The sequence below is a fragment of the Macrococcoides bohemicum genome (assembly GCF_016865215.1).
In the GTDB taxonomy this organism is placed as follows: Bacteria; Bacillota; Bacilli; order Staphylococcales; family Staphylococcaceae; genus Macrococcoides; species Macrococcoides bohemicum.
Genome location: NZ_CP054482.1, coordinates 133,510 through 160,262, shown reverse-complemented (window position 1 = coordinate 160,262; position 26,753 = coordinate 133,510). Strand labels below are relative to the sequence as shown.

At 32.7% G+C, this 26,753-nt stretch carries 26 protein-coding genes and 2 pseudogenes; 12 read left to right on the top strand and 16 right to left on the bottom strand.

Going from position 1 to position 26,753, the window contains the following annotated elements; all coding sequences use genetic code 11:
• Positions 1–120: 120 nt before the first annotated feature.
• Complete coding sequence (locus HT586_RS00840; protein ID WP_203546020.1) at positions 121–1,440, bottom strand: hypothetical protein; 1,320 nt, start codon at positions 1,438–1,440, stop codon at positions 121–123.
• A 166-nt stretch (positions 1,441–1,606) separates the two neighbouring features.
• Between HT586_RS00840 and HT586_RS00835 the strand changes: the two genes are divergently transcribed.
• Both HT586_RS00835 and HT586_RS00830 read left to right on the top strand, forming a co-directional pair.
• Positions 1,607–2,134 (top strand): TetR/AcrR family transcriptional regulator, encoded by a 528-nt coding sequence (locus HT586_RS00835; protein ID WP_203546019.1) that lies wholly within the window; start codon positions 1,607–1,609, stop codon positions 2,132–2,134.
• A 21-nt stretch (positions 2,135–2,155) separates the two neighbouring features.
• On the top strand, positions 2,156–3,625 hold the full coding sequence (locus HT586_RS00830; RefSeq protein WP_203546018.1) for an MFS transporter: 1,470 nt from the start codon (positions 2,156–2,158) through the stop codon (positions 3,623–3,625).
• Between the two features lie 66 nt (positions 3,626–3,691).
• Here the strand turns inward: HT586_RS00830 and HT586_RS00825 are convergent, their stop codons facing one another.
• The 7 genes and pseudogenes from HT586_RS00825 to HT586_RS00795 form a co-directional block, all read right to left on the bottom strand.
• On the bottom strand, positions 3,692–4,405 hold the full coding sequence (locus tag HT586_RS00825) for a CPBP family intramembrane glutamic endopeptidase (protein ID WP_203546017.1): 714 nt from the start codon (positions 4,403–4,405) through the stop codon (positions 3,692–3,694).
• 13 nt (positions 4,406–4,418) lie between these two features.
• Positions 4,419–5,540, bottom strand: coding sequence for a DUF418 domain-containing protein (locus HT586_RS00820; RefSeq protein ID WP_203546016.1), 1,122 nt, complete (start codon positions 5,538–5,540; stop codon positions 4,419–4,421).
• A 175-nt stretch (positions 5,541–5,715) separates the two neighbouring features.
• Complete coding sequence (gene brnQ, locus HT586_RS00815) at positions 5,716–7,062, bottom strand: branched-chain amino acid transport system II carrier protein (protein ID WP_203546516.1); 1,347 nt, start codon at positions 7,060–7,062, stop codon at positions 5,716–5,718.
• Between the two features lie 161 nt (positions 7,063–7,223).
• A pseudogene (locus tag HT586_RS00810) lies at positions 7,224–7,694 on the bottom strand (DUF1349 domain-containing protein); the annotation flags it as partial.
• Between the two features lie 185 nt (positions 7,695–7,879).
• On the bottom strand, positions 7,880–9,637 hold the full coding sequence (locus HT586_RS00805) for an ABC transporter ATP-binding protein (RefSeq protein ID WP_203546015.1): 1,758 nt from the start codon (positions 9,635–9,637) through the stop codon (positions 7,880–7,882).
• Between the two features lie 97 nt (positions 9,638–9,734).
• On the bottom strand, positions 9,735–10,085 hold the full coding sequence (locus HT586_RS00800) for a hypothetical protein (protein WP_096077662.1): 351 nt from the start codon (positions 10,083–10,085) through the stop codon (positions 9,735–9,737).
• Between the two features lie 40 nt (positions 10,086–10,125).
• Positions 10,126–10,572, bottom strand: coding sequence for a MarR family winged helix-turn-helix transcriptional regulator (locus HT586_RS00795; protein WP_096077663.1), 447 nt, complete (start codon positions 10,570–10,572; stop codon positions 10,126–10,128).
• A 125-nt stretch (positions 10,573–10,697) separates the two neighbouring features.
• On the opposite strand from HT586_RS00795, the gene HT586_RS00790 reads away from it, so the two are divergent.
• The 3 genes from HT586_RS00790 to HT586_RS00780 all read left to right on the top strand — a co-directional run bounded on the left by HT586_RS00790 (position 10,698) and on the right by HT586_RS00780 (position 12,594).
• Positions 10,698–11,126, top strand: a complete 429-nt coding sequence (locus tag HT586_RS00790) for an organic hydroperoxide resistance protein (protein ID WP_096077664.1) — start codon at positions 10,698–10,700, stop codon at positions 11,124–11,126.
• Between the two features lie 65 nt (positions 11,127–11,191).
• Positions 11,192–11,719, top strand: a complete 528-nt coding sequence (locus HT586_RS00785) for a helix-turn-helix domain-containing protein (RefSeq protein WP_203545555.1) — start codon at positions 11,192–11,194, stop codon at positions 11,717–11,719.
• Entirely contained in the window at positions 11,650–12,594 is a 945-nt protein-coding gene (locus tag HT586_RS00780) for an IS3 family transposase (RefSeq protein ID WP_203546515.1), read from the top strand. The genes HT586_RS00785 and HT586_RS00780 overlap by 70 nt, the downstream gene beginning before the upstream one ends.
• Positions 12,595–12,646: 52 nt before the next feature.
• Here the strand turns inward: HT586_RS00780 and HT586_RS12565 are convergent.
• From HT586_RS12565 to HT586_RS00760, 5 genes and pseudogenes are all read right to left on the bottom strand, one after another.
• Positions 12,647–12,778: pseudogene (locus tag HT586_RS12565) on the bottom strand (isochorismatase family protein); the annotation flags it as partial.
• Positions 12,779–12,879: 101 nt separating this feature from the next.
• The gene (locus HT586_RS00775; protein WP_096077665.1) at positions 12,880–13,443 is read right to left on the bottom strand and encodes a TetR/AcrR family transcriptional regulator; all 564 of its coding nucleotides are present in this window, start codon (positions 13,441–13,443) and stop codon (positions 12,880–12,882) included.
• Positions 13,444–13,778: 335 nt separating this feature from the next.
• A complete protein-coding gene (locus HT586_RS00770; protein ID WP_203546014.1) occupies positions 13,779–14,657 on the bottom strand; it encodes an SDR family oxidoreductase in 879 nt (292 codons plus the stop codon).
• Between the two features lie 114 nt (positions 14,658–14,771).
• A complete protein-coding gene (locus HT586_RS00765; protein ID WP_203546013.1) occupies positions 14,772–15,356 on the bottom strand; it encodes a hypothetical protein in 585 nt (194 codons plus the stop codon).
• A 154-nt stretch (positions 15,357–15,510) separates the two neighbouring features.
• A complete protein-coding gene (locus tag HT586_RS00760; protein WP_203546012.1) occupies positions 15,511–16,704 on the bottom strand; it encodes an NAD(P)/FAD-dependent oxidoreductase in 1,194 nt (397 codons plus the stop codon).
• A 252-nt stretch (positions 16,705–16,956) separates the two neighbouring features.
• On the opposite strand from HT586_RS00760, the gene HT586_RS00755 reads away from it, so the two are divergent.
• On the top strand, positions 16,957–18,405 hold the full coding sequence (locus HT586_RS00755) for a YhgE/Pip family protein (protein ID WP_203546011.1): 1,449 nt from the start codon (positions 16,957–16,959) through the stop codon (positions 18,403–18,405).
• A gap of 43 nt (positions 18,406–18,448) precedes the next feature.
• Here HT586_RS00755 and HT586_RS00750 read toward each other — a convergent pair whose 3' ends face one another.
• Positions 18,449–19,270 carry an arylamine N-acetyltransferase family protein gene (locus tag HT586_RS00750; RefSeq protein ID WP_203546010.1) on the bottom strand — a complete coding sequence of 274 codons (822 nt, stop codon included), beginning with the start codon at positions 19,268–19,270 and terminating at the stop codon, positions 18,449–18,451.
• A gap of 172 nt (positions 19,271–19,442) precedes the next feature.
• Here HT586_RS00750 and HT586_RS00745 point away from each other — a divergent pair, with 172 nt between their 5' ends.
• The 3 genes from HT586_RS00745 (at position 19,443) to HT586_RS00735 (ending at position 20,782) form a co-directional block, all read left to right on the top strand.
• Complete coding sequence (locus HT586_RS00745; RefSeq protein WP_203546009.1) at positions 19,443–19,790, top strand: DoxX family protein; 348 nt, start codon at positions 19,443–19,445, stop codon at positions 19,788–19,790.
• Between the two features lie 185 nt (positions 19,791–19,975).
• Positions 19,976–20,449, top strand: a complete 474-nt coding sequence (locus HT586_RS00740; protein ID WP_203546008.1) for a pyridoxamine 5'-phosphate oxidase family protein — start codon at positions 19,976–19,978, stop codon at positions 20,447–20,449.
• A 189-nt stretch (positions 20,450–20,638) separates the two neighbouring features.
• A complete protein-coding gene (locus HT586_RS00735) occupies positions 20,639–20,782 on the top strand; it encodes a hypothetical protein (RefSeq protein WP_203546007.1) in 144 nt (47 codons plus the stop codon).
• Between the two features lie 36 nt (positions 20,783–20,818).
• Here HT586_RS00735 and HT586_RS00730 read toward each other — a convergent pair whose 3' ends face one another.
• Positions 20,819–21,964: an ROK family transcriptional regulator gene (locus tag HT586_RS00730; protein WP_203546006.1), complete on the bottom strand. Its 1,146-nt coding sequence runs from the start codon at positions 21,962–21,964 to the stop codon at positions 20,819–20,821.
• Between the two features lies 1 nt (position 21,965).
• Positions 21,966–22,982 (bottom strand): aldose epimerase family protein, encoded by a 1,017-nt coding sequence (locus HT586_RS00725; RefSeq protein WP_203546005.1) that lies wholly within the window; start codon positions 22,980–22,982, stop codon positions 21,966–21,968.
• A 118-nt stretch (positions 22,983–23,100) separates the two neighbouring features.
• On the opposite strand from HT586_RS00725, the gene HT586_RS00720 reads away from it, so the two are divergent.
• From HT586_RS00720 to HT586_RS00710, 3 genes are read left to right on the top strand one after another with little or no spacing between them, the layout of a single operon-like run.
• Positions 23,101–24,279, top strand: a complete 1,179-nt coding sequence (locus tag HT586_RS00720; protein ID WP_203546004.1) for a galactokinase — start codon at positions 23,101–23,103, stop codon at positions 24,277–24,279.
• On the top strand, positions 24,276–25,265 hold the full coding sequence (galE, locus tag HT586_RS00715; protein ID WP_203546003.1) for a UDP-glucose 4-epimerase GalE: 990 nt from the start codon (positions 24,276–24,278) through the stop codon (positions 25,263–25,265). The genes HT586_RS00720 and galE overlap by 4 nt, the downstream gene beginning before the upstream one ends.
• Entirely contained in the window at positions 25,265–26,725 is a 1,461-nt protein-coding gene (locus HT586_RS00710; protein ID WP_238999278.1) for a UDP-glucose--hexose-1-phosphate uridylyltransferase, read from the top strand. The genes galE and HT586_RS00710 overlap by 1 nt, the downstream gene beginning before the upstream one ends.
• The last annotated feature ends 28 nt before the right edge of the window (positions 26,726–26,753 follow it).

The following is a 26,753-nucleotide window of genomic DNA, read 5'->3' as shown; positions in this document are numbered from 1 at the left end:
TATATTTTATCAGTTCTATACACTTTATACAAAAGAAATCCAATTATACTTTCACTGTAAAAATACGGAAGATAAGTAATAGCATTACTCCATCCAGCAAATGTTGAGAATCAATTAAGATTATTTCTTAATTGATTTTATAGCTCCTTCTAACCGTTGTTTAACATCTTTATCAAGGGTTTCATTATTGATAGTTATCGGCTGCTTATGCTGAGTGATGATTGCTCCTTCAATACTGACAGTATTTAATTCAGCTCCTTCATCGATTACAACCGCTTGAACTTCTTCCCCATGTGTTGTGATATCGTTAAGTACAGTTAACGATTCAATTGCTCCACCCTCTTTAATAGATAAAGCGATTGCAGATAAAGTTTGAATTTCACCTTTTACTAATGATTCACCTGAACCTCCATATGTTTCAATAGATTTGTTAACTTTTATGCTTCCTACCGGCTTACTAAACTGCATACCGATTGAACCATCGCCATAAGTAGTAATTGCCTCAAATTCAGCATAATCGATTGTGCCGTCATACTGATTAAATCCTCTTGCTCCAGATCCATAAGTTTCAATAGGGTATTTAGCCACAAAATGCTTGACCTCCCCAAAGTTTACAAAACCTATACCAGATGTCCCATAAGAACGGATATAATCATTTACCACCCACTCATCAACAATTCCCCATACGTCTAATACCATATCATTTACACCATATGTTGTTACTGGCCCATCAGTAATGATTGATTTTGCATGTGCGCCTGATAAGATGAATATTCCAGCTGTAATTAAGGTAGGTTGTCCAAATGGAATCATCCCGTTTGAGTATATTGCATTTGTATGTAATTTATTTAGTTGTACCTGGCCGCCATTTTCATTGAACCCTGCAATAAACACCCCTGTCCCGATAACAGGTGCTAATGGATTACCTATAGAAACGTTTTCTATTGAAGCATTAATCAATGCTTCCTTATCAGAGTTATAGTTATAAACTGTTAATGCGCCTTGATAAACTGTAACACCATATTTTAAAGGCTTTTCTGTATATCGGCGTGTATCTGCAGAGACAATATTTAATCCATCAACTTTTAAATTTAATGATTTTTGAGGTGCACGTGTTAATATTTGAACCTGTCCTGTTACTGTTAACTTATTTAATTCAATAGTTCCTAAATCTTCCTCAAGAGAATTAATATAAATCGCTCTGTGATCTGGTGCTGTTTGAAGTGCAATATTACTAATTGTATTATTACCTTCCAAAGCTAATCCGTCAGCATTTTCAAATGATAACAAAACTGGTCGTTCTTCTGTTCCATTTAATGCAGTTCCTTTAGGTATTTGTAAACTTGATGGCACTACAATTGAATTTGTAATCTCTATTAATGATTCATTTTGTTTTAGTGCTTGTTGCAATTCATTTAAATTATTTACCTTTATTTTCATTATAAATTCCTCCATTTATATTTAAGGGTTGTATCTTTAAATTCCTTTATTTATTACTAATTAGTAAATTAATGATTGTTTATATTATATGAACCATGTATAATACTCTAAGTAAACGGACAAGTCTCCACTTACATTTGATTTTTTAAAAGAAAGGAATTTATATTTGAGACAGGATGCCAAAGATAATTACCACAAAATTAAACAGCACGCTCTATCCCTCTTTAATCAATATGGTGTTGAAAACGTTAGTATGCATCAGATTGCCAAAAGTTTAAATATAGGATCGGGTACGCTTTATCGTCATTTTAAAGACAAGGGTGTACTTTGTTTTGATTTATTAGAAGATGATTTTAATTCATTATTTGAACATTTTAATGATGTTCTCTCAACGGAAGATGATGATTACAACAAATTAGATGCTATGTTGCTCGCTATATTATTATTCAAACATAGAAATGAAGATTTACTGCTATGCATTGAACAGCACGAAATGAAATATCTCTTCAAAGAAACTCCTCATTACAAACAATTATTTACTGCTTTTGAAACAATCTTTAAGGATCAATTCAAAACAGACATGCTGCTTAACGCTTTAACAACACGTAGCTTTCAGCATCAAGTACATTATCGTGAGCTTTCTCTGGAAGATTTTAAACAACAATTACTCAAGTTATTTGCAACACAATTATAAAAAAATGAAAGGTTGAATTAATTGAACACATTAAAATATAAAACGATACGTGCCTGGGAAATTTTCTTATTATCAGTCATCACTGTATTTGGAATCGGCTCTCAATATTTCACAAATATTTCTTACAGTTTAAATCAAGGTTTAATACAATCGTCTTTTGATTTAGAATCAAAGTATTTAATCGTACCAGCAGTGCTCGCTAACTTTGCATTTGCCTTTGGTGTACCATTTGGACATCTTTTCACACATCGCTTGAGCTTTAAGAAAAACTATATATTATTTATAGCAATATTTTTAGTTGCTTCAATCCTTTGTGCATCTACAAATAATATTTACTTACTAACTATCGGTAAATGTATTCAAGGTTTAAGTACCGGTGTATTATTCTTTACGACATTACCACAAGCCTGGCATATCTTTCCTAAAAGATATAAGAATGTCTTCTTGTTCATGATCATTGTTGGGTTGTTCGGAGCAAATGCTTTAGGTGGCGTTTCAGGAAGTTTTTCTATTGAAACTGAAGAATGGCGATGGCTGTATTACGTAAATATTGCTTCTGCAATCATCTGTATTCTTATCGCTTTATTTGCATTAAAAGATGATCACCACGTAGAAACAAAGCCTTATCCGTATGATTTACCGGAAGTGATTGTACTTGCAATATTTGCTACTACTTTAGCTGCCACAAGTGCTATGTTACCTGTATTAGGTGCTAGTTCACCATGGTTTATCAGCTTTGCAGTCATTTCATTCATTTTACTTATCTTCTTTATTATTTTGAATATTAAAGCGGAACACCCTATTGTACATTTCCATACTTTATATGAAGCAAAGCCTATGGTCGGTGCTGTAATGGCAATTTCATCTCATTTAACACTTGTCATTGCACTCGCTGGTATAAATATTTTCTTACTTAGAATATTAAATATGCCACCACATGATGTGTTATATTTTTATTTATTCTTCTTATTTGGGGTAATTTTATCAGGTAGTATCAAAATGTTAACCTATAGCGCTCTAGGAGCAGGGGTTCTTGGAGTACTTGGTTCTATCGCTATGTTATATGTAAGTATTCACTGGAGAATCATCGGTATTGATGTTAGTAAAGACGCACTATATATTCATGCTTTCTTACTTGGCTTTGGTATATCAATCACTTTAGTAAGTGGTGCCATGGCAACATTACTTGATGGACCGTTAGAAAAAGCATCACATCGATCAAACACAATGCATACAATAAGAAATTATATGGGCGCAATACTCATTGCGTGTCTTGCATGGTTTATTAGCCGTGATCTACAGACCCATTTACCAAAGACTTTTAATTCTAAAGCTGAAGCAATGAAACTTATCCATGAAACATCATTAAACACTGTTCATCATGTCTTTAACATTATGATTGTCTTTAATATCATTATGCTCCTCGCTTCTATCGTTCAAATGTTTTTAGGTAAGGGACGCAGAATCGTTGCAAAAAAGAAAAAAGCCTAATATCTTATTATAAAAAAACTACCGATATAAAATGATTATCCAATCGTTTTGTATCGGTAGTTTTATTTATGAATACATATGGTCACGCCTCTTTATGCGCCACAACATAATGCACGTCACTATTATTTCTAATACTATAGTAATAATGAATAATTGGGATACATAAGGCACCTCTATACCCTGGACAAGAAATATATAGTCCCAGGCACTATGAAATAATATCGGGATATAAATATTTGATGTATATGCATAAACTGTACCTAAAAACATCCCCATTGCTACTGTAGATATTAATTGACTGCCTACTTCATCAATTGATAATCCTCCTAGTATGTTTAACAGATGAAGCGCCCCAAATAAAAAAGAGGATAGAAGAATGGCTTTAACCGGTTTAATGTAATGTAATAAGGCACCTAAAATAATATATCTGAACATCCCTTCTTCTGCTATTCCTATTAAAGCAGCGTCAATAAAAGGTATGATAGATGCAATTTGCCAGCTAAAGTAATGAAAAGCCGCAAGGATAGCAGCACTTACTATCGTTATTAAAGGTAATATACTAAAAATATAAGTATTTTTATTACGTCTTTCCAAGCTTAATAATGATTGAAAACGCACACTATAAATCACAACCATTACTGCAAGTAACGCCATAAATGGTAAGAATCTTCTACTAAAGTGAACTCCGTCATACGGCGTATTTAAAAAATTTTTACATACGAACAGTCCCAACCCCATAACAATCATATATGCAGCTAGAAAAATATAATGTTTTTTCATATATGTCTCCTTATTATATCTCTTTTAAATATGTGATCTTTCTCCAAAGCCATTCTAACGGTCCCATTTTAAAATATTTTAAGTAAATATTTGCACAAATAATTTGTATTACTGCAATGATTAAGACAACGATATATACATTACCAATCGATAACGTATTATACATTTTGAAAACATAAAACAGTAAAAATAGTATGACGTTTTGTGTTATATAAACTGTAAAACCTAATTTACCAACTGCCTGCATCGGATAAATAAACTTTAATGTTTGTTGTTTATTACATAGTAATGTCACAAATAGAAAGTAACTAATCGCTACAAGACTTCCACCAACGAATAGAGCTTGTGGTGCTAATGCTGAACCGATTACTTCAAAGGACTGCGTCTTGATATATATTCCTATGATAAAGCAACAAATTGCGGTTGCTATGACCCTTTTTGAATGCGAACGCATCTTAGCAAACCATTCATAACGATGTGCACTGATTCCGAATAGGATAAATGGTAATACTGTAAGAATCGCTGCTAAAAAATTACCTGGAGATAACAATGTGTTAACATTATTAAATTCTTCAAGGTTCCATTGAATAATCGAAAATATATTTCCACTCGATAATATATCATCTGTTGCTGGATTTCTATGAAAAGGAATGACTTTTTTAGCTATCTCATTGAAAGACGTGAAATACATTAATAGATTTAACATCCATAAACAAGTAGCAAAGATAAAAGCGCTACGTCTTTTAAACCATAGAAATGGAATAGCAATACATCCCATTACCGCATAAGTATGTAAAATATCACCATTATAGATTAAGTAGCCATGTAGCAGTCCAAAAACAAGCATTGCTAACATTCTTCTAAATAATATAACAGTTGAAGACATACCTCGACTTATTATGTTTGTATGCATAATCGATAAGCCCACACCAAATAAAAATGCGAATATAGGATAAAATGAATTTTGAATAAATAATAAATTCATTTTATATAAGAACTGACTACACGCGTCATGATAATATTCAAAAGGCGTATCAAATACCGTAAAATAATGCACACCTAAAGCATTCATAAAGAGTATCCCTATTAAACTTATGCCACGCATAACATCTAAACTTATAATTCTTTCTTTCATAAACTTACTCCTTAATCTGAAATCATAAATAGTATTGATTACGAATTATAACATGTAATATTGTTCCATACAAATTAAAATTTATATAATTATTCATATTTTGGAACAAAAAAATATCCCAAACGATGTTTGGGATATAGAAAATAAAATTATGATCAATACTTTTTATATGAGATTACAATTTAGCAGTTTGACGCATTTTATAAAGGACGAAACCTATTATAAAACCTAGCAATGCAGGCAATACCCACCCCATACCGATTTCAGAGAAAGGTAAGTAGCTTGAGCCAAAGTTAGCAATACTCTGACCAAAGTCTGATTTTGAAAGAAAAGCAGGACTCGCCTTGATTCCGTCAATCAATGCTGCAATCATTGTTACAAAAGTTGTCCATTGATAGACAATTTTTGAATCATTGAAATAACCACTGATTAAAGTTAATAGAATTAATGTAATCGCAAGTGGATATAAAAACATTAAGACAGGTATTGAATATTCAATAATTTTAGTTAAGCCAACATTAGCTAAAACAAACGAAACAATACTGACAACTGTAGCAAACATAATATAACTGCGTTTCGGAAATAGTTCTGTAAATGTTTCCGAGAAAGCTGTAATTAAGCCGATAGCTGTCTTTAAACATGCGACGATGATAATTAAAGAAAGAAGAATGATGCCATAATTACCCAGGTAATACTGTGCAATCTGAGCTAATGCAATCCCTCCATTTTCACTTACTTTAAACTGACCTAAACTCATTGTTCCAAGTAATGCGAGTAAAGTATAGATTATCCCCATCAGCAGAATACTGATGAAACCAGACTTGACTGTTTCTTTTGCAATATCAGATGGATTAGTGATGCCTAACTTCTTGATGGTCGTCACGATAATAATACCAAATGCAAGTGAAGCTAATGCATCTAATGTATTATATCCATCAATAAATCCTTTAAGTAAGGCGTCTTCTCTATACTCCGGCTGAACTGGAGCATCTATTCCACCCATAGGCTTTACAAAAGCAAGAGTAAACAATACTCCTAATAACAATAGAAATAGTGGATTTAAGAATTTACCGATATAATCTAATATTTTAGAAGGTTTACGTGAAAAGAACCATGCAATGATAAAGAATATCAAACTAAAGATGAATAAATAAAGACGAACATCTTCCTTTGCAATAAATGGTGTAAAAGCCACTTCAAATGGCACTGTTGCAAGTCGAGGTAAAGCAAATAATGGCCCGATTACTAAATAAAGCGCAATCGTAAATAGATACGCATAGGTTTTATTTACACGTGAAGCAATATCAAATAAACCATTCGTTTTTGAAACACCGATTGCAATAATTCCTAAGAAAGGTAAGCCAATCGCTGTAATTAAGAATCCAAGATTTGTTATAAAGACATTCGCTCCACTTGTCTGGCCAAAATGAATCGGAAAGATTAAGTTACCTGCTCCGAAAAATAGCCCGAAAAGCATAGATCCGATAAAGATATTTTCTTTAAATGATAATTTCGTTTTTATATTGATAGTGCCCCCTCCAAAGCATTGTAAATAAATTTTTATACTTTTTATATCATATTAAATAATATAATTTTTTTATTATAGCATTATCATACTGTGAAATGAATTGAATTTTTATATTTAAACAACACGAAGTTAAAACTTCGTGTTGTTAGTAAGTTCTATACGTGTGCTTTCCACTGACATGGACCGACTTGTATATCAGTAAATTCTGCAACAAATGATGATGCTTCAGGTGAACAAGCATAAATACCAAACTGAATTTCTCCTTGCCCCTCATTTAAATGACAAATTCTCATCTGTTTAAAATCTTTACCATCTTCTGAATACTCGATACAATAATCACTCTCGCGACGACTTAATCGATACCACATTGATTTTATAGTGCTATCAATATCAAATGATGCCCAGTCCGAATAACCGTTATTAGTAACAACACTACCTAATCGCTGAAATGTTTGATTCTCATATTCTATAGATGCTTTTAGCCAGTTGTCACTATCTAAATATATCACCACACCACATTGATCAAAACGACGTTTCGTATCAAAAGATGTTTTCACAGTAAATGAAAAGTAATTTTCTGTTGTCGTCATTTGTAGTACCGGTGCATTATCATTTTGAAATCCATAATACGTTCTTTGTCATAAATCTGTATTCGGTTCTGTCGTGATTAATATACGGTCATCTGTAATATCATAATTCTTCGGTTCTCTAGTCCATTGGAATGCTGTAATTGATGTCAACTTCTCATCTCCTCTATACATTACTTTATAATCGTTATTTGAAGTCCCTGGGTTACTAAAATTTTTTTAAATCAGCTCACAATCTGTTCTTTCACATAATCTCGATATAAAGCGTGTGTTGCAATTAACTCCTGATGTGTACCCGATCCTGTAATCATACCTTTTTCAACAAAATAAATATTATCTGCATCGACAATAGTAGATAAGCGGTGCGCAATAACGAGTGTAGTACGTCCTTCCATCAATTGATTTAATGCGCGCTGAACTTGTTCTTCTGATTGTGAATCGAGTGATGCTGTTGCTTCATCGAGCATTAAGATTTGTGGGTCACGCAAGAATGCACGTGCAATCGCAATTCTTTGCTTCTGTCCGCCAGATAATTTGACACCACGTTCACCAATTTCAGTATCTAATTGTTCCGGGAAATCTTTAACAAATGATGCTGCATACGCTAAAGATAATCCATTCCATAACGCATCATCAGATAACGTGCGATCCAAACCGTACTGTAAATTTTCTCGAATGGTACCTGCAAACACTGCACTATCTTGTGACACAAATCCTATTTGACTGCGCCATGAATGGAGTTGTACATCATTAATATTTGTGTTACCAATCTTAATCTCACCTTTACTCGGATTATAGAAACGTTCTAGTAATGAAAAGATAGTCGATTTCCCACCACCACTTGGTCCGACAAACGCTACGACGGTATTTTCTTTTGCCTCAAATGAAACATTATTAAGAATTGGACGATCTGCTTCATATTGAAATGAAACATTATTAAAGCTGATTGTTTCACCTGAAACATCCTTCACTATTCCTTTCTCAATCGCTTCTGAAGGCATATTCATTAATTGGACCACGCGTTCTGTAACCCCCATTGCTTTTTGTAATTGAGAGAAGAACGTCGCAAAACTGCCAACGGGCATCATTATATTAAATAAATAAAGCAAGAACGCTACAAACTGGCCACTTGTTAAACTACCATCTTGTACACGTACTGCACCGTATCCTAATACTACTACGAATAATCCAATCATTGCTGTCATCATAATCGGTTGTAAGACCGCTTCAATCTTCGCATCTTTAATCCCTAACTTAAATACGTTCATAATGAGATTTCTTCCAGATTGTTTCTCATATTCTTCACCATTGCTCGATTTAATTAAACGAATTTCTGATAATTTCTCGCTGGCATCCGCATTAAATGCAGCAGTCGCTGTTTGCAACTGGCGACCAATCTTAGACATCATACGCCCAATAGGTACCATGATAAACCCGATGACTGGTACTGCTAAGAACATTAAACCTGCCATCTTCCAGTCCATGATGAATAATATAATCATTGAGCCGACTAACTGAATACCTCCTGAAATAAAATTAGGGAAATGTGAAGTCATCAATTCTTTAATTACTGTTGTGTCATTTACTAATCTAGAACTCGTTTCGCCAGATTTATGATCATCATAGTACTTTACCGGTAATGTAAGTAAATGATCCCACAGTTTTTCTCTCAAGTTTTTTACTGTGTGCTCTCCACTGAAACGTAATAAATAACTTCCAAGTGCACCAAATGCAAGTTGAGCAACAAAGGCTAAAATCAAAGTAAAAAGTAATGACATATTCATCTGCGTTAATCTACTACCGTCAATCAAATCTTTTGTAAGTTGAGGTACGATCAGTGTTGCCCCACTTGTTAATAGTGTAAAAAACATACCTATCATAAATACTCTCTTTTTAGGATTCATCTTTGTTACAAATTTTACGAAGTCCTTTGTCTTAAATTTTTTAATTGAGGAGCTTTGTTTTTTATTTACTCTATCCATTTTGTCCACCTTATAATGTTTACAATGACATTCCGATTATATAATTAAAAAATTGCTTTATATACATTTTCAATATAGACAATATATGAACGACCTCTTACGTCGCAGTGCCTAATTCTCGTTTTAAATTATTTAATACATTATGCGTAAACTGATTACCATAGATTTCTACTTGACGATCAATGACAGAAGCTTTCATTTCATGTAAATCTGTCAGCTCGTTCGTTCCAGCAATACCGTAAAGACTTGATATAAATTCCAGCATATACGCAACAACTTCAGTATCTGTTGATTGCAATAAATAATTAATCGCTTCATCGATTAATTCATATGCTTCTTCTCCAGATAATTGTTTAATCATACTATAGAATTGTGCACCGACTTTATCTTCATCAAAATAACCATCTTCTTCTTTTATGAATACTCCATCCAACTGTTCTTGTAACATAATCAGACCTCCTCATAATATTTATATTCATTTAAGATATTTACTTAAGATTACTGTTTTGAATTGCCTCTATCAATCGATTATTTTCTGCTATTAATTCACTTGCTCTCTCTTCAGTCAAACCTTCAATCGTTGAGAAACATGTAAATAGGTGGTTTTCAACTTTCTTTTGTAACATACGCCCTTCTTCAGTTAACTGCACGATCAATTGGCGTTTATCTTTCTCAGGGCGTAATCTCATCACATACCCTTTATCTTCTAAACGTTTAAGCAGTGGCGTTAATGTATTGCTTGCAAGATCCAGCTCTTTTCCTAATTCATTTAAAGTTTGACTCGGTTTCTCCCATAAACTGACTAATGCTAAGTATTGTGTATAAGTCAGATTAAATGATTTTAATGACGATTTATAAAACTGATTAAACAATCTATTCACATTATAGTATGAAAAGCATAATTGTTTTGACAAATTATTTCCTTGCGTATTCATCTTTTCCTCCAATCGTTCACGATTTTTTATTTTAATAAGTATATCATTTGACTTCAAAGATTATAAAGTTTAATATTATATTTATCAATCGCGCACGATTAATAAATCGAAAAGGAGTCTTTAGAATGGATAAAGTATTATATGAAACAACAGTGATTAGTAAAGGTGGTCGTAACGGTAAGGTGTTTAGTGAAGATAACACTTTCTATTTAGACATCGAATCACCAAAAGAATTAGGCGGTAAAGGTACAACTGAATCAAATCCTGAACAATTATTTGCAGCAGGTTATGCAGCATGCTTTAACAGTGCTTTAACATTACTATTAAAAAAAGCCGGTCATACCGATATCGACCCTGAAGTAAGAGGTACTGCAAAGTTAATTTCAGATGAATCTGATGGTGGCTTTAAGTTAGCTGCTGCATTAGAAGTACGCATTGAAGGTTTAGATCAAGCGACTGCTGAATCATTCGTTGAAAAAGCACACAATTTCTGTCCTTACTCAAAAGCTTTAAAAGACAGCATTAATATTGAATTATCAGTAACTACTGACTAATAGATGAAAGACGCCTACAATTGAAGTGCACCCCTAAAGTTGAACCTTAAAATTCAACTTTAGGGGTGTTTATTTTGAATAAAAAGCATGATCTTGATTTTAAATTAAAACTAATCAAAGAATATAAAGAAGGAAATATGGGTTATGATTCATTAAGTAACAAATATGATATCGTTCCTTCACAACTAAAAACATGGACTTACCAATTTGATACCTTCGGTATTGACGGTCTTATATCCAGTATGACCAGAAAGAAATATTCAACAGATGAAAAATTAAGAATCATTCAGTATAGAATTACTAATCAACTTTCATATAAAGAAACTGCTAGAATCTTTGATATTACTAATCCTACTTTAATAGCTCAGTGGCAGATGAAATACAATCAATATGGTATCCTAGGTTTAGAATCAAAACCGAAGGGTCGTGCGTCTAAAACTATGAAAAATAAAAAGGTTGATAACACTAGTTTAAACGAAAGTGAACGACAAGAATTAATACGCTTACGTGAGGAAAACAGGAGATTAGAAATCGCAATTGCTCTCGAAAAAAAGTTACAATCCTTAGCTCGAAAAAATCAAACAAAGAAATAGTAGCTGCTATTATTGAGTTAAGGAATGAATCTAACTATAAGTTAAAAGAAATATTATCAGTAGCTATGATAGCGAAAAGTGTATACCATTATTGGAAATTACGACTTAGTGTCACTAAACATAAAGACAATTATTTAATTACTTTGATTAAAGAAATCATTAACAAACATAAAAATAGGATAGGTTATCGTACAGTAACCGACGAACTAAGAGAGTTAGGTTTTGTAGTTAACCATAAAAAAGTTCTTAGAATAATGAGAGAAAATAATTTACTTTGTACAAAGTTTAAGCATAGAAATAGAACATATAAGTCGTACAAAGGGAAAGTTGGCAAAACAGCTAAGAATAAATTGAATCGTAGATTCGTAACTAATCGCCCATATCAAAAATTACTTACTGATGTAACACAATTCAACATTAAAAATGGAACTAAGCTATATCTGTCAACAATTTTTGATGTATGTTCGAAAGAGATTATTTCTTATTCAATTAGTAAGCGTCCAACATTGGAATTCGTTATGGAATCATTGTTAAAAGCAATTAATGTAATTCCAGACCTTCCCTATAGAACTACAATCCATTCCGATCAAGGGTGGCAATATCAGCATAAATCTTGGGTACAAACTTTGAAAAAGAATAGAATTATTCAAAGCATGTCTAGAAAAGGTAATTGTCTTGATAATTCTCCGATGGAGAATTTCTTTGGTATTTTAAAACAAGAAATGTTTTATGGAGAAACATTTGATTCTTATGATGAACTAGAAGAGGAGATTATTGACTATATGGAGTATTATAATTTAGTCAGAAAGAAGAGAAAATTAAAAAGCAAGACTCCTGTAGAATACAGAAATCTTGCTTTAATGAAAGTAGCTTAATAAAAAGTTCAACTTTTTGGGTTCACTACAAATTTCGTAGGCGTCTTTTTTGTTACTTTACTAAATCTAAAAACGCTTCAGTTATCATCGTTTGACCCATTACAGGAAATACATTATCAATCGGAAATTGATGTAAATCTGATCTAGGCGCGCTCATCATATCTGTAATAAAGTATTGATTATATCCATACTAATATTCCTTTTTGTAAATCGATTAATACAAGTGCTGTTTTTTAAAGTCTATCATCTTTTTCATCCATTATTATTATTAGATTCGTATTTAAATTATTCCATTAATCTTTCAATAAATATGTAGTGAATTCTATCTGCAAATATTTTAGGTTGAACGTGTTTTTCAATACAATGGTGTTCAAATACGTCTTTCGAAAATGAATTTAGCATAATATCTGTATGGAAATCTGCATCTTTTACAATATTCAACGCTTCAACTAAATTTAATAAAGCAGCTTTAAGTTGCGGATAGAAATGTAAGTCCATCATAACTTTACGCTTACTGCCTTCAGTTTTCATTTCCTCTAACTTCTCTCGATTATCACTTATTAATGTAACAAATGAATGAAGGATTTCCTTCACCTTTTCAGAATCTGATAACTGCGTTTGTTGAATCTGTTTAATCTCTACAAACATCTCCTCTATCGCTTCATCCATTAAAGCTTGGCAAATCTCTGCTTTACTACTGAAATGGCGGTATAAAGTTCCCTGTCCAATACCACAATCCGTAGCAATTTGCTTCATCGCCACTTCACTGACGCTATTTGCATTAAATAAACGATTTGCTGTTTCTAGTATACGTTTTTTATTATGCATGGCATCACTTCGTTGCTTCATACGTCACCTCCAAAAATCATTTTATTGACAAATATTACTGATGTGATTATTATAAATGAGAATAGTGTCCGTTTACAAGTGAAAGGTTGACGACAATATTTATGCTCATTAATGGTATTATGATTCCAATTTCAGCTTACTTAACGTCTAAATATTCTACAAGACGATTATTCAATACAGCATTAATCTTATTTATAATTGGATCATGGCATTGACTTTACCGAATTCACGAACGAAATAGTAAATACAACAATAAAAACCATAATGAAAAGACATGCCGGCGGCATGTCTTTTCATATCTATATACAAATAAGTCATTAATTTTAATAAATTTATTAATTAATTGGAGAACCACCAGTTACACCATATATTTGTCCTGTAATAAAGCTTGCGTTATCACTAGCAAGTAATACATATACATCAGCAAGTTCTACAGGTTGACCAGCGCGCTGTAACGGCTCTTTCTTACCGAATTCAGGAATTTTCTCTTGAGGCTGTCCCCCACAAATTTGAAGCGGCGTCCAAACCGGACCAGGTGCTACACCATTGACACGAATACCTTTAGGTCCAAGTTGTGCTGCTAATGCTTTCGTTAATGAAATATTACAGCTTTTCGTCATTGCATAATCTAATAAATGCGGACTTGGTTTTACACCCTGAATAGAACTTGTCAAAATAATACTTGCACCAGATTCTAAATATTTCATTGCAGCTTGAATAGAGAAGACTCCAGAGAACACGTTCACTTCAAATGTATCACGTAATTGCTTTTCGTCTAAGTTTTCAATATCATATTCATATTGCTGTATACCAGCATTCAGTACTAATATATCTAAACCACCAAGTGCTTCGTGTGCTTTATCTACCATTTCTTTAGCAAATTGTTTATCACGAAGATCACCAGGAATTAACACACACTTCTGACCTGCTGCTTCAATAACTTGCTTTACCTCTTCAGCATCAGACTGTTCATCTGGATGATAGTTGATCGCAACATCTGCCCCTTCTTTCGCATAACTGATAGCAGCTGCACGACCAATACCAGAATCTCCACCTGTAACAAGCGCCTTCTTACCAACTAATTTCTCAGCACCTTTATAGCTCTCTTCACCACAATCAGGCACAGGTGTCATCTTACTTTGAATACCTGGATAATCCTGAGGTTGTTCTTCATATTTTTCGTTGAAATGCTTATTTAATGGATTGTTACTCATTTGTAATTCCTCCTAAGAAAATTTATATTGTATATATACCCCAAATTTTAAGTATTAAAAGTTGAACTGTACATATACATATCAAATTTTTATCGAGAAAGCGTTTCACGGGAACTATTCTGATTTTTTATCGTTATATACTTTTACAATTTCCATATTATACTTCGGAAATTTAAATTTCTCACCTTTAATTTCATTTAGTGATTCATCGTGTTTAATATAATATTTAAATGTTCCAAATTGATTTTGCATTCCGAATGTTTTACCAACAAATGATTTTGATACTTTATCTTGATAACTATCCTCAATACTTTCATTAAGAAATAATTCGTACTTACCATTCTTTTCAACTACAAAGATTGGAACAATATACGGTAAAGTTTCTGTCTTTTTATCTGAATATACATACTGTTCCGGATAAACAACAAGTGTAGGATAAACTTTCTGATTGCCTACTATAACAGGTTTCCCTTTTGCGATATCTACATTTTTATAATCCTTAATATTAATATAAAAATCTATTAACAAATCGTATGAATTAAATCGCTTTCCTTTCATATTCACTTCATTTGCTTCATAGCTATCTACGACCAACACCTGTGAAATACGATTCACTTTTGTTGCTTCATAATAAATAATAGAACCGACAATTATTATTACCATTCCGATTAAAGATAATATTTTTTGCTTATTGTTCATCCAATCACCTCTTTTATGTATTTTTACAATTTAATACATTATATTATTTTGCGATTTTATTGTCATTAATTAACACGCTGAATTCTAAAAATAATTCCACTTAATAAAATAAGCACTCTACAATGTGTAGAATGCTTGTTTCTTAACAATTAGATTATCGCTTCAACTTAAAAATCTCTGATAACGGATTATACTTTCCTGCTATCATATCGAGCAGGAGTTTGCTGCCAAATGATGAATAAACTGTTCCATTGCCACCATATCCATATAAGCCATATACTTCAGCATCATCTTCAATCTTTCCGATAAATGGCTTCCCATCCTTTGTTTCACCAAATCTTGCACCATAGGCATACTCTACTTGTACTTCAATGTCTGGATATAGTTTATTGAACGCTTTAATTAATCGTTTCCCTTGTTTTTGAATATGTCTTTCATTAGGTATCTTATCTGTCTTCTCATCCAATCCACCTATTAATACTCTATTTCCCGGGACATGTCTTATGTATAAATATGGTCTTGCAGATTCCCAAATCATCGCTTTATCTTTCCAGAATAGATTTTCATCAATCGATTGTGTGACAACCGCATAACTTGCTACAAATTCTTCACGATGAATATAACGTTTCGTTATTTTATTTTTCGCATAACCTGTTGTCATAATTAATTTATCTGCTGTAATGATTTTATCTTTTAACTGACAATGAATTTGTTCTCCATTCTTTTTATAGTTCACTAACTCAGTATTTTCAAGTACATCTAAATGGAAATTGTTATGCGCGTATTTTACGACTTCATTTACGAAGACATAGGGATTAATTTCAGCATCTTCATGTGTAATAAGTGCATTATATTTTTTGATGCCATATGTTTCTTCCAGTTGCCCTGGATCAACGTAATCTACAGGGAAATCAAAGTGTTTCAATGCTTCATATTCATCTTTTATTAATTTTTTATCACGCTTAGTAGAAGCGAGAAATAAGCTATCGCGTTTTATAAAATTCACACGTGAGTCTAGCAGTTTAGAAATCGTTTCAATATCTTCTAAACCTTCCTTACTTGCTTTATAAAAGTGGTACGCTTCAAGTGCGCCAAAGTCCTTCACACATTCATGAAGTAATTTATCACTCATATATTGCATTAACCCAGTATTTGCTGCACTACTTGCACTCCCTATTTCACCTTTATCAATAAGTAAGGTATTGTGCCCTGCCTCTGCTACTCTATATGCTGTTAAGGCACCGCTCATCCCACCACCAATCACTACTACATCATAATGCGATTCAGTTTCATCCAGATAGTTTTTCTTTACATATGTTTCAGGCCAATATAATTTTCCGTTATGCATAACAAACCTCCCGTTTTAAATTACTTATATTATTTTCATCATACCCATTTCACTTTAGTATAATCTAAAGATTTGACGTTATTTATGTGTTTATTTTCATTTAAAAATAAAAGAAATATTTTATTACAAAAAACTTGTGTTGCAATTTTACGTATACTATACTAGTAAAATGTATTTAATGATTTCAATCCATTAAATTACGATTAAACAACATTATTATTTTACTAATATAATTAAAAGGAGAAAATATAGATGTTTAAAGATTTTCACGCTTTGAAGAAACATCCCGTCTTATTGCTATCGCTTATCGTTATTTTATTCTTGCCGATTATCTATAGTGCTGTATTTATCTACTCTATGTGGGATCCGTACGGTCAGACTCAAGATCTTCCCATTGCTATCGTTAACAATGATGAAGGTGCAAAGATTCAAGGTAAGGAAGAGAATCTAGGAGAGCGAGTAATTGAAAAGCTTAAAGACAATAAAGATTTCAAGTGGGAATTTATTGATTCTGACAAAGCTAAAAATGGAATTGAAAAAGGAGATTACTTCGCTGTCATCGAATTCCCAAAAAACTTCTCAGATGCTGCTTCTACGATGCTTAATCCAAATCCGGAACATATGAAGATGCACGTCCGCACAAACCCGGGTTATAGTTATTCAGGACAAAGTATAGGTGATAAAAGTATTCAAGCCGTTAAAGATAATATTTCATTATCGTTACGCGAACTTTATCTAAAGAAAATATTTGGATCAATCAAAGATTTGCGCGGTCAATCAAAAGAACTTTATACAGGTTTAAAAAAGATGGAAAAAGCTGAACTTAATTTAGCAAATGGTTCTAATCGAATTGATAACGGCCTTGCTAAAACGCAGGCCGCAATGCCACCATTACAAAATGAAACATTTAATCAGTTGATCACAGGTTCTAACCAAATTACCGGCGGATTAAATGAACTCGCTAATAATACTAAGAAAATTACCGAAAATATTGATAAGTCATTAAAACAAACAGATAATCTATCATTTAATAAAGAAAATGCAGTAACAATTAGCGACCCAGTCACTACTGTAGAACATAATGTCACGAAAGTAGAAAACTACGGACAAAGTTTCGCCCCTTATGTATTAAGTCTAAGTCTATATGTCGGTGCTATAGCATTTGTTACGATCTATCCGGTAGATAAACGCGTAGGAGAATCAAAAAGTGCTGCGAACTGGTGGTTAAACAAACTCGGATTAATGCTAACACATGGTATATTACAGGGCTTATTCTTAGCACTATTTACGCAGTATGTGATAGATATTGAAATTGCAAATCGTGGTTACTTCACACTTACTTTAATTGTATGGTCAATTGCAGCGGTATTGATTGTATCATTTTTAGTAGCTGCTTTTGGCAATATCGGAAAGTTTCTGGCGATTATATTATTGATCTTACAGCTTGGTTCAAGTGAAGGTACGTTCCCGATACAGTTAACTAATAAATTCTTTCAGACATTACACACATACTCACCCATGACTTATGTCATTAAAGCGCTAAGAGAGTCAATATTCGACTTTGAAGGAAACATCCCAGTGAATACAGCAATCACAATTATCGCTATCCTTGGAATTGTTGCCGGTTGCTTGTTATACTTCGCTTACTTAGGCCGATTAAACCTTAAAAATATTCGCCTGAATACGAGAGATTTAGATTAATAAAGAAACAATGCCTCGGTTGCACACGCAATCGAGGCATTGTTTACTGTTCTTCTATACGTTTAATTTCTATATTTAATCCAAAATTGTCTTCTAATAGTTTGCGATAATTGTCTTTATTCACCGGAAATGTTGTTTTTTCTCCGTAATCTGTAATCGTCAGTTGACGATGGGTCATTGTTTTACGCCCGTCAGGATACGGCATTGTAATTAATAGCTGTTTGACAAAGATAGATTCTGGATTGTATTGATTAAATGCTATATTCTCTTTAAACTCCTGTAATTCCTGAGCATAAATGCTTGCTTCATATTTTGTTTTATATTCCCCGTCAACTAGCTTTTGTACGAATATCTGACCGTTTATCTGGATAGCCCGAAATGTTCCATTAACATCTGTAACAGTCTCAAAATTTTCTTTATTACAGATTGGAATAGCTTTCATCGGCAAATCTCCAAAGCCAACATCAGCGATATAACTTTTATTATCAATCTCTACGATAGTTGTCATATGAGAACCTTCCCGACTTCTCCCTTTCGGTGTAATAATTGTTGCCGATGTGTTAAAAGCAATAAATCCTTTTTTCAGCAAGTAATGCTTAAAGAATGTATTCATTTCATAACAATAACCACCACGGTGATTTGAGATGATTTTATCGTATAGCCCATCTAATGTTAAATTGACTTCTTCTTTATTTTGAACGCTAATATTCTCAAAGGGTATTTTAAGCATATATTGCGATATTAATTCATCCAGATACGCTACTGTTGTATTTTTATAATCATTCATTTCAATTTTTATATAGCGATCAATCATTTCTTCCTGTTCACTTGACATTAGTTCGTTATCCGTCGGCAATATGGCCATTTTAGCACCTCTTATCTAAGAATTTTTTTATTTGACAATAATTTGATATGAATATATTATAAATGAGAGTCGTGTCCGTTTCAAACTTTAAAGCTTTTCAATACATCTTTCTTGCTGGTATTATTCTTTTTGAAATGTGATAAGACTTATTAATATATTCGGAGGGAATTTTATGCAAAAATATATTATTAATGGTTACGTCGCAAAGGATATTATTAAAAGTAGTCTGCCTAAAGTTAAGAACGATGATCATATGGCCGAAGAATTCGATAAAGGATTTGGATTAAGTCGTGGTATGATGCAGATCGCTGGTTACTTTGAATTAATTGGCTCAATCTTTTTATTGTTATCCGTATTCAACAAGAAGTTTGCGCGCATCGGTGCGATCATGATAAACATTATAATGGGCGCTGCAATGTATCATCACTTGAAAGCCGGCCACGGCGTTAAATCACTTAAAGGTGCTGGTAAGTATTTCTTATTAAATTTAGTTACTTTATTCGATTCATATCGTAAATAAGACCCTTTATAATTACTGAGGTTTCTTATAAACTATTTCAGTTATATTATAACGGGATTAATCAATATCGTTGAACAAATGGTTTAAAAAAATATATCAAGCGTTATAACTTTCAATATAAATATGAATAATCTCTCACTAAGAAGGGTATTATAAAAATATCAAAGCTTATGGAGGGATTAAGTATGAGCAGTAGACAGTCTTATGATAAATTATTTGAATTAATTGAAAAGAACGATATTGCAATGTTAACAACAATCCACCAGGATAAATTAGTTTCTAGACCGATGAGTTATCAGGATGTAGATGATCAAGGTAACATTTGGTTCTTAACAACACTTACAGAAAAAACGGAAGAAATTAAAAAAGATAACCGTGTGAATTTAGCGTTTACGAAAAAAGGTTATGTTTCAATTGCAGGACACGCTGAAATTATCAATGATGATGCTAAGAAAAAAGAATACTGGAGTAAAGGAATCGAATTATTCTTAAGTACTTCATATGATGATCCTAACGTGGTACTTATCAAAGTTGTACCAGAATCAGCTGAATACTGGGCTACAAACGATAAAGTTAAAACAGTTGTAGAAGGTATTAAATCATTAGTATCTAAAGATAATGGTAGTGATACTACAATCAATGATACTGTCGAGTTATAAATTCCAAAAAAGTTGGGATACCATCATGCAAACGAATTCCAATTTATGAGCAATATAAAAAGCACTCTTGTTGAATTCATTTTAATATGAATTCAACAAGAGTGCTTTTTTATTTTGTCTCACTAAATGGGGTCAGTTCCAAAATACTAAAGCTGATCTTTTAATCATTACCGGTTCAGATGATTTAATGTGGAATTGTTCCGACATGGCAAAACTTATATCAATGGTTCTACTATTAACACTGGAGGTAGTGAAGAAGCAAATAAATCAGCGTATCAAGATAGTCAGAAATTGATGTTTAAAACACTTGAAGCTTGGCACAAGAAAAAATAACAGCCAGACGGCTGTTATTTTTCTATGTACGTACTCTTATTCAACCATAAATAATGTTTCAATTACTAAAGCACAGGCGCCTCTTGCAGCACCATCTTTATTATTTATAGTATCTATTTTTAATTGAGACATATTTAACATGATGCTCTTAGACATTACTTCTTCCATATTATTCTTAAAAAAATGATATGCATTTGAAACACCACCAGTTAATATTACACGTTCAGGATTTATTATATGAAATATATTAACAATAGCTTGTCCTATATAAAATCCAATTTGTTGAAGTATAGCGACAGCAGTTTCGTTGTCTTCCAATGCAAGTTTGTACACATCAAGGGCAGTATGTTCATTATTTATGATACCATGATTAATGCCCGAACTCTTTATTGCCTCTCCCGAGATCAATGATTCTAAACATCCTGAATTACCACATCGACACAACTGACCATGAGGTTCTAATATCATATGGCCAACTTCACCAGCGAACCCATTGATACCTTGTAATATCTTACCATCATGCATGATAGCTCCACCTACACCATGTCCTAAGTTAATGAGTACGATGTTTTTATCTTCCATTTTATTAAACCAAACTTCGTTTAATAACATACATCTCACATCATTATCTACTATCACTCCAACATCAAAGTGCTGCTCAAGAAATGACTTTATCGGAATATCTGTTAAATTTAAATTTGGTGCGTAAACGGCATTCCCTTTTGTTCTATCGACCACTCCATGCATTGCCACACCGATACCATACACCGTTTTTTCACTTTTTTGCATCAAATGTTTAGTAACATGTAACAACTTCTCTAAGAACTGGTCATTATTTTCTACTGTATATTTCACTTCATAATAATGAAGTACATCACCATTCATATTACTCAATATCCCTTTAATCGCTTTAAATGATACATCAATTCCAACAACATTATATCGTTCCCAATTGATACTCAATATTTTAGGTTTTCTTCCGCCTGATGAATCACCCAATTCATCCTCTTCATACACTAGACCTTCTTCTATTAAATTTTTAACAATCGTACTGACTGTCGGAGGTGTTAGTTTTGTTTGTTTAGCAATACTTGCCCGAGAATGATTATTTTTATTGCGTATACTATTTAATACGAGTATCCGATTTTTTTCTTTCATACTTTTAAATCCGGTTTTTTCCAATTCATTCCCTCCTTTTAATGGTATAACGAGACTTGCTATAAAATGGCTCATCTTTCTTTAATACAATATTACTCAATTGATTATTAATCGCATCCGGAATTTGCTGAAATTCTATTGCAACTGCACAATGTGGTTGATAATGAAAAGTTTCAGTTTGATAATCCAATCCATTTGCAGTGTAGATAATCACACAATCCCTATCTGTATCGGCTTCGATTGCTAGATTTTGTGACGGAACGCTTAACTCTAGTTTTTTCCCACCATCCAATAGAAAGGGATGGTCATAGCCACCTACTATTTTACTACCATTACCTTCACACATAAATCCTTTTGTTAAATCCTTCTTTTTATTAAAATTGAAATTTTCTTTTTTTAAGATATTGCCCGTTGGCAATCCATTGCTATCAATTTCACAATACTCTGAACCAGAAATTTTCAGTTCATGATTATAAATCTTCTGTTCAAAATTTTGATTTAAATTAAAATACACGTGATTTGTTGGATTAAATATCGTATCTTCTGATGACTTGGCAAAATATTCGATGGTCCAGGTATTGTTGATATCTACAGTATGGCGAATAGTTACATCAATATTACCCGGATAATAATCATCTTCTTCATGCAATGTCGCAGTGAAATTAAGTGCAACACTATTTTCATTATTTATAATGTCTGTTTTGTATATCATTTTATCCATCCCTTTTTCTCCTCCATGTAAATGGTGAGGTGGATTATTAATATCCAGATGATATTGTTTGTCGTTCAAATTAAATGTTCCATTCTTGATTCTTCCTGCAACTCGTCCTGTAGTGGCACCGGCATACGTTGCACTTTCTAAATAGCTCTGAATTGAATTAAAGGACAACACAATATTTGATTGAGGAGATAACTTCTGATAGATTTTATGAATTCGTGCTCCAAAATCGAGAAATTCGAACACGAGATCATTTGTCGTTATGATATATCGATGTACTTCTTTATCTTGGTAAGCATCAAAATATACTTTATTACAATTCATATGAATCCTCCTGCTATGCAAATAATATAAAAAATGATATACTTAATTAAATTAATTAACTAAGTTTTATACTTTAAATATACATGATTTTTAAATGTATTGAAAGGATGGATTTTATATGACTACATTAGAGAAACGCTTTGAAGACATTTTTCATCAACCTAGTGAAGCTACCTATTTTTCTCCAGGAAGAATTAATCTCATCGGAGAACACCTTGATTATAATGGCGGCTATGTGCTACCAGCTGCAATCTCACTTGGCACTTATGGATTAGTCCGTAAAAACAATACGGCAAACTTCAATCTATATTCTTTAAATTTTGAAAGCGAAGGTGTCTACACCTTTAATGATTCAACATTAGTCTATAACAAAAACAATGGATGGTCGAACTATGTAAAGGGCGTAATGCATATTATAAAAGAAGCTTATCATATTCCACTCTCACAAGGATTGGATATATTAGTTTCTGGTAATATCCCGAATGGAGCAGGTTTATCTTCATCGGCTTCACTGGAGCTTCTCATCGGAAAAATATTAAATGATTATTATAATCTAAATTTAAACATGCTGGATTTAATAAAAATTGGACAGCAAGTTGAGAATCAATTTATAGGTTTAAATAGCGGTATTATGGATCAATTTGCAATTGGTATGGGGAAATCAAATCACGCAATATTATTAAACACAGATGATTTAAAATATCATCATACCCCATTAGACTTAAAAAAATATCAACTTGTTATTATCAATAGTAATAAACGTAGAGAACTTTCAGATTCAAAATATAATGAACGTCGCAAAGAATGCGAAACTGCTCTAAAACAGCTACAGGAACATATCGATATCGAACAATTAACAGATTTGTCGCCAGAAACTTTCGATAAGATTGCACACCATATTACTGATACAACACTCTTACGACGTGCAAGACATGTTGTTTATGAAAATAGTCGTACAAAGTCAGCTTATGATGCGCTAATACACGACGATATTGAAACCTTCGGAAAGTTAATGAATGATTCTCATCTATCTTTAAGAGATGACTATGAGGTAACTGGTCAAGAGTTAGATACAATATACAATGAGGCTAATAAACTCCCATATGTAGGCGGGGTAAGAATGACTGGTGCTGGATTCGGAGGTTGTGCAATTGCTCTAGTAGATAAACAAGAAGTCGAAACATTTAAGTCTGTACTTGCCACACATTATAAAAATATCATCGGCTATGAGCCATCATTCTATCCTGTCGAGATTGGTGACGGCCCAAAACAATTAATAGGAGGAGAGTTGCAATGAGAATTTTAGTATTAGGTGGTGCTGGGTATATTGGTTCACATGCTGTACATCAATTAATCACGCAAGGATATGATGTGACAGTTGTCGATAATTTAGTGACCGGACATAAACAGGCAATTCATGCTCAAGCACATTTTTATGAGGGAGATATAAGAGATAAAGCATTTTTATCACACGTCTTCGAAAAGGAACACATTGATGCCGTTATGCATTTTGCAGCATTTTCACTTGTAGGTGAATCTGTAACAGACCCCATGAAATATTTTAATAACAATGTATATGGTGCGCAAACCTTATTAGAAACGATGAATCAATTTCAAGTAAACTATCTTATCTTTAGTTCAACTGCTGCTACTTATGGTGAACCTAAACGCATCCCTATCTCTGAAGACGATGATACTTTACCAACAAATCCATATGGTGAATCTAAGTTAATCATGGAAAAGATGATTCGCTGGAACGCAAATGCAACGGATTTAAAATATGTCGCATTAAGATATTTTAATGTTGCTGGTGCTCATAGAGAAGGTCTCATCGGAGAAGATCATTCACCTGAAACACATCTTATTCCAATTGTATTACAAACAGCTTTAGGACAACGTGATTACATCACTATTTTTGGTGATGATTATCCTACTAAAGATGGCACATGTATTAGAGATTATGTTCACGTTGAAGATTTAGTAGATGCTCATATTAAAGCACTCCAATATTTATTAGATGGTGGAGACAACGATGTATTTAATCTTGGCAGTAACAATGGATTTTCAGTTAATGAAATTATTGATACCGCAGAAAAAGTAACACAAAGATCGATTAAACGAGTTATAGGACCACGAAGAGAAGGAGATCCTAGTACATTGATTGCCGCTTCAGAGAAAGCAAAAGAAGTCTTAGGTTGGCTACCACAACGTACAAATATCGAAACTATCATACAAGATGCATGGAAATGGCATTCTAATAATCCGAAAGGATGGGAAGAATAATGTCACTTGAAATAAAGATTAATACTTTAATTCATGAAGTTATGACAAAGTTATCATTAAATGAAAGAGATTTTATTTACTATAAAAATAAAGTCTCATATCTATGTGGATTAGAACCCGCTGATAACAATACAACTGAGTTATCTAAAAGTATACCTGAACTATTGGATGATATTATTACTTTACTCGTTGCAGAACAAAAAATTGAAGATATTTTTGATTTTAAAGAAATATTATCTGCACAAATTATGGATACATTTATTCCTGTTCCTTCTGTCATCGAGACGCAATTCTATCAACAATATGACCGAAGTCCTATAGCCGCAACAGATTACTTCTTTAATTTAAGTACAGTCAGTAACTATATACAAAGTGAACGTATTAAAAATAATATTCACTATAAGACACCTACAGCATATGGTGACTTAGATATTACCATTAACTTATCAAAACCCGAAAAAGATCCAGAAGAAATCAAAAAGTTAAAAAAACTAGAGGCTGCACAACAATCAAAACATTACCCAAAATGTATGTTATGCGTTGAAAACGAAGGATATGCCGGACGTATCAACTATCCGGCAAGAAGTAATCATCGCATTGTTGAACTAAATCTTAATCAAGAACCATGGTATTTTCAATATTCACCGTACGCATATTATAACGAACATGCCATCATTTTAAATAAAGAACACTCGCCAATGATTATAAATAAGAACACTTTTATACGATTAATTGAATTTGTTGAACAATTCCCTCATTATTTTATAGGATCAAATGCCGATTTACCAATTGTTGGTGGATCCATGCTGACACATGACCATTATCAGGCAGGACGCTATAAATTTGCGATGGATGATGCACCATCTATTTATGACTTCCATCTACCACAATTTGCAAATGTATCATTTAATATTCTTAAATGGCCGCTATCTGTCATCAGATTAACGAGTAATAATAAAGAGGAAATCATTGCAGCTGCAACGCATATCCTTACACAGTGGCAACAGTATACAGATGAGAGTATTGGGCTGATTGCCGAAACTGATCAACCTCATAATACAATTACACCTATTGCCAGATTTAAGGATGGAAATTATGAACTCGATCTTGTATTAAGAAACAATCGTACAACAGAACAATATCCATTAGGTATCTTCCATCCACATCAGCAACATCACCATATTAAAAAAGAAAATATCGGGCTGATAGAAGTAATGGGTTTAGCAGTATTACCTGCACGTTTAAAACAAGATATTCAGGATATTAAAGCACACTTGAAGAACAATGCATTACCTTATAATCCTATTCATCAAGAGTGGGTATCAACTTTCGATATAAAAGATGAAGACATCAATCAATATGTTGACAGAGCATTAGGCCATAAATTTGCTGAGATACTTCAGGATGCAGGTGTCTTTAAACATTTAGATGAATTTAAAAGATTCCTGTTAAAACTTTAATACACAAAAAAGTGATGGCAAAGCCATC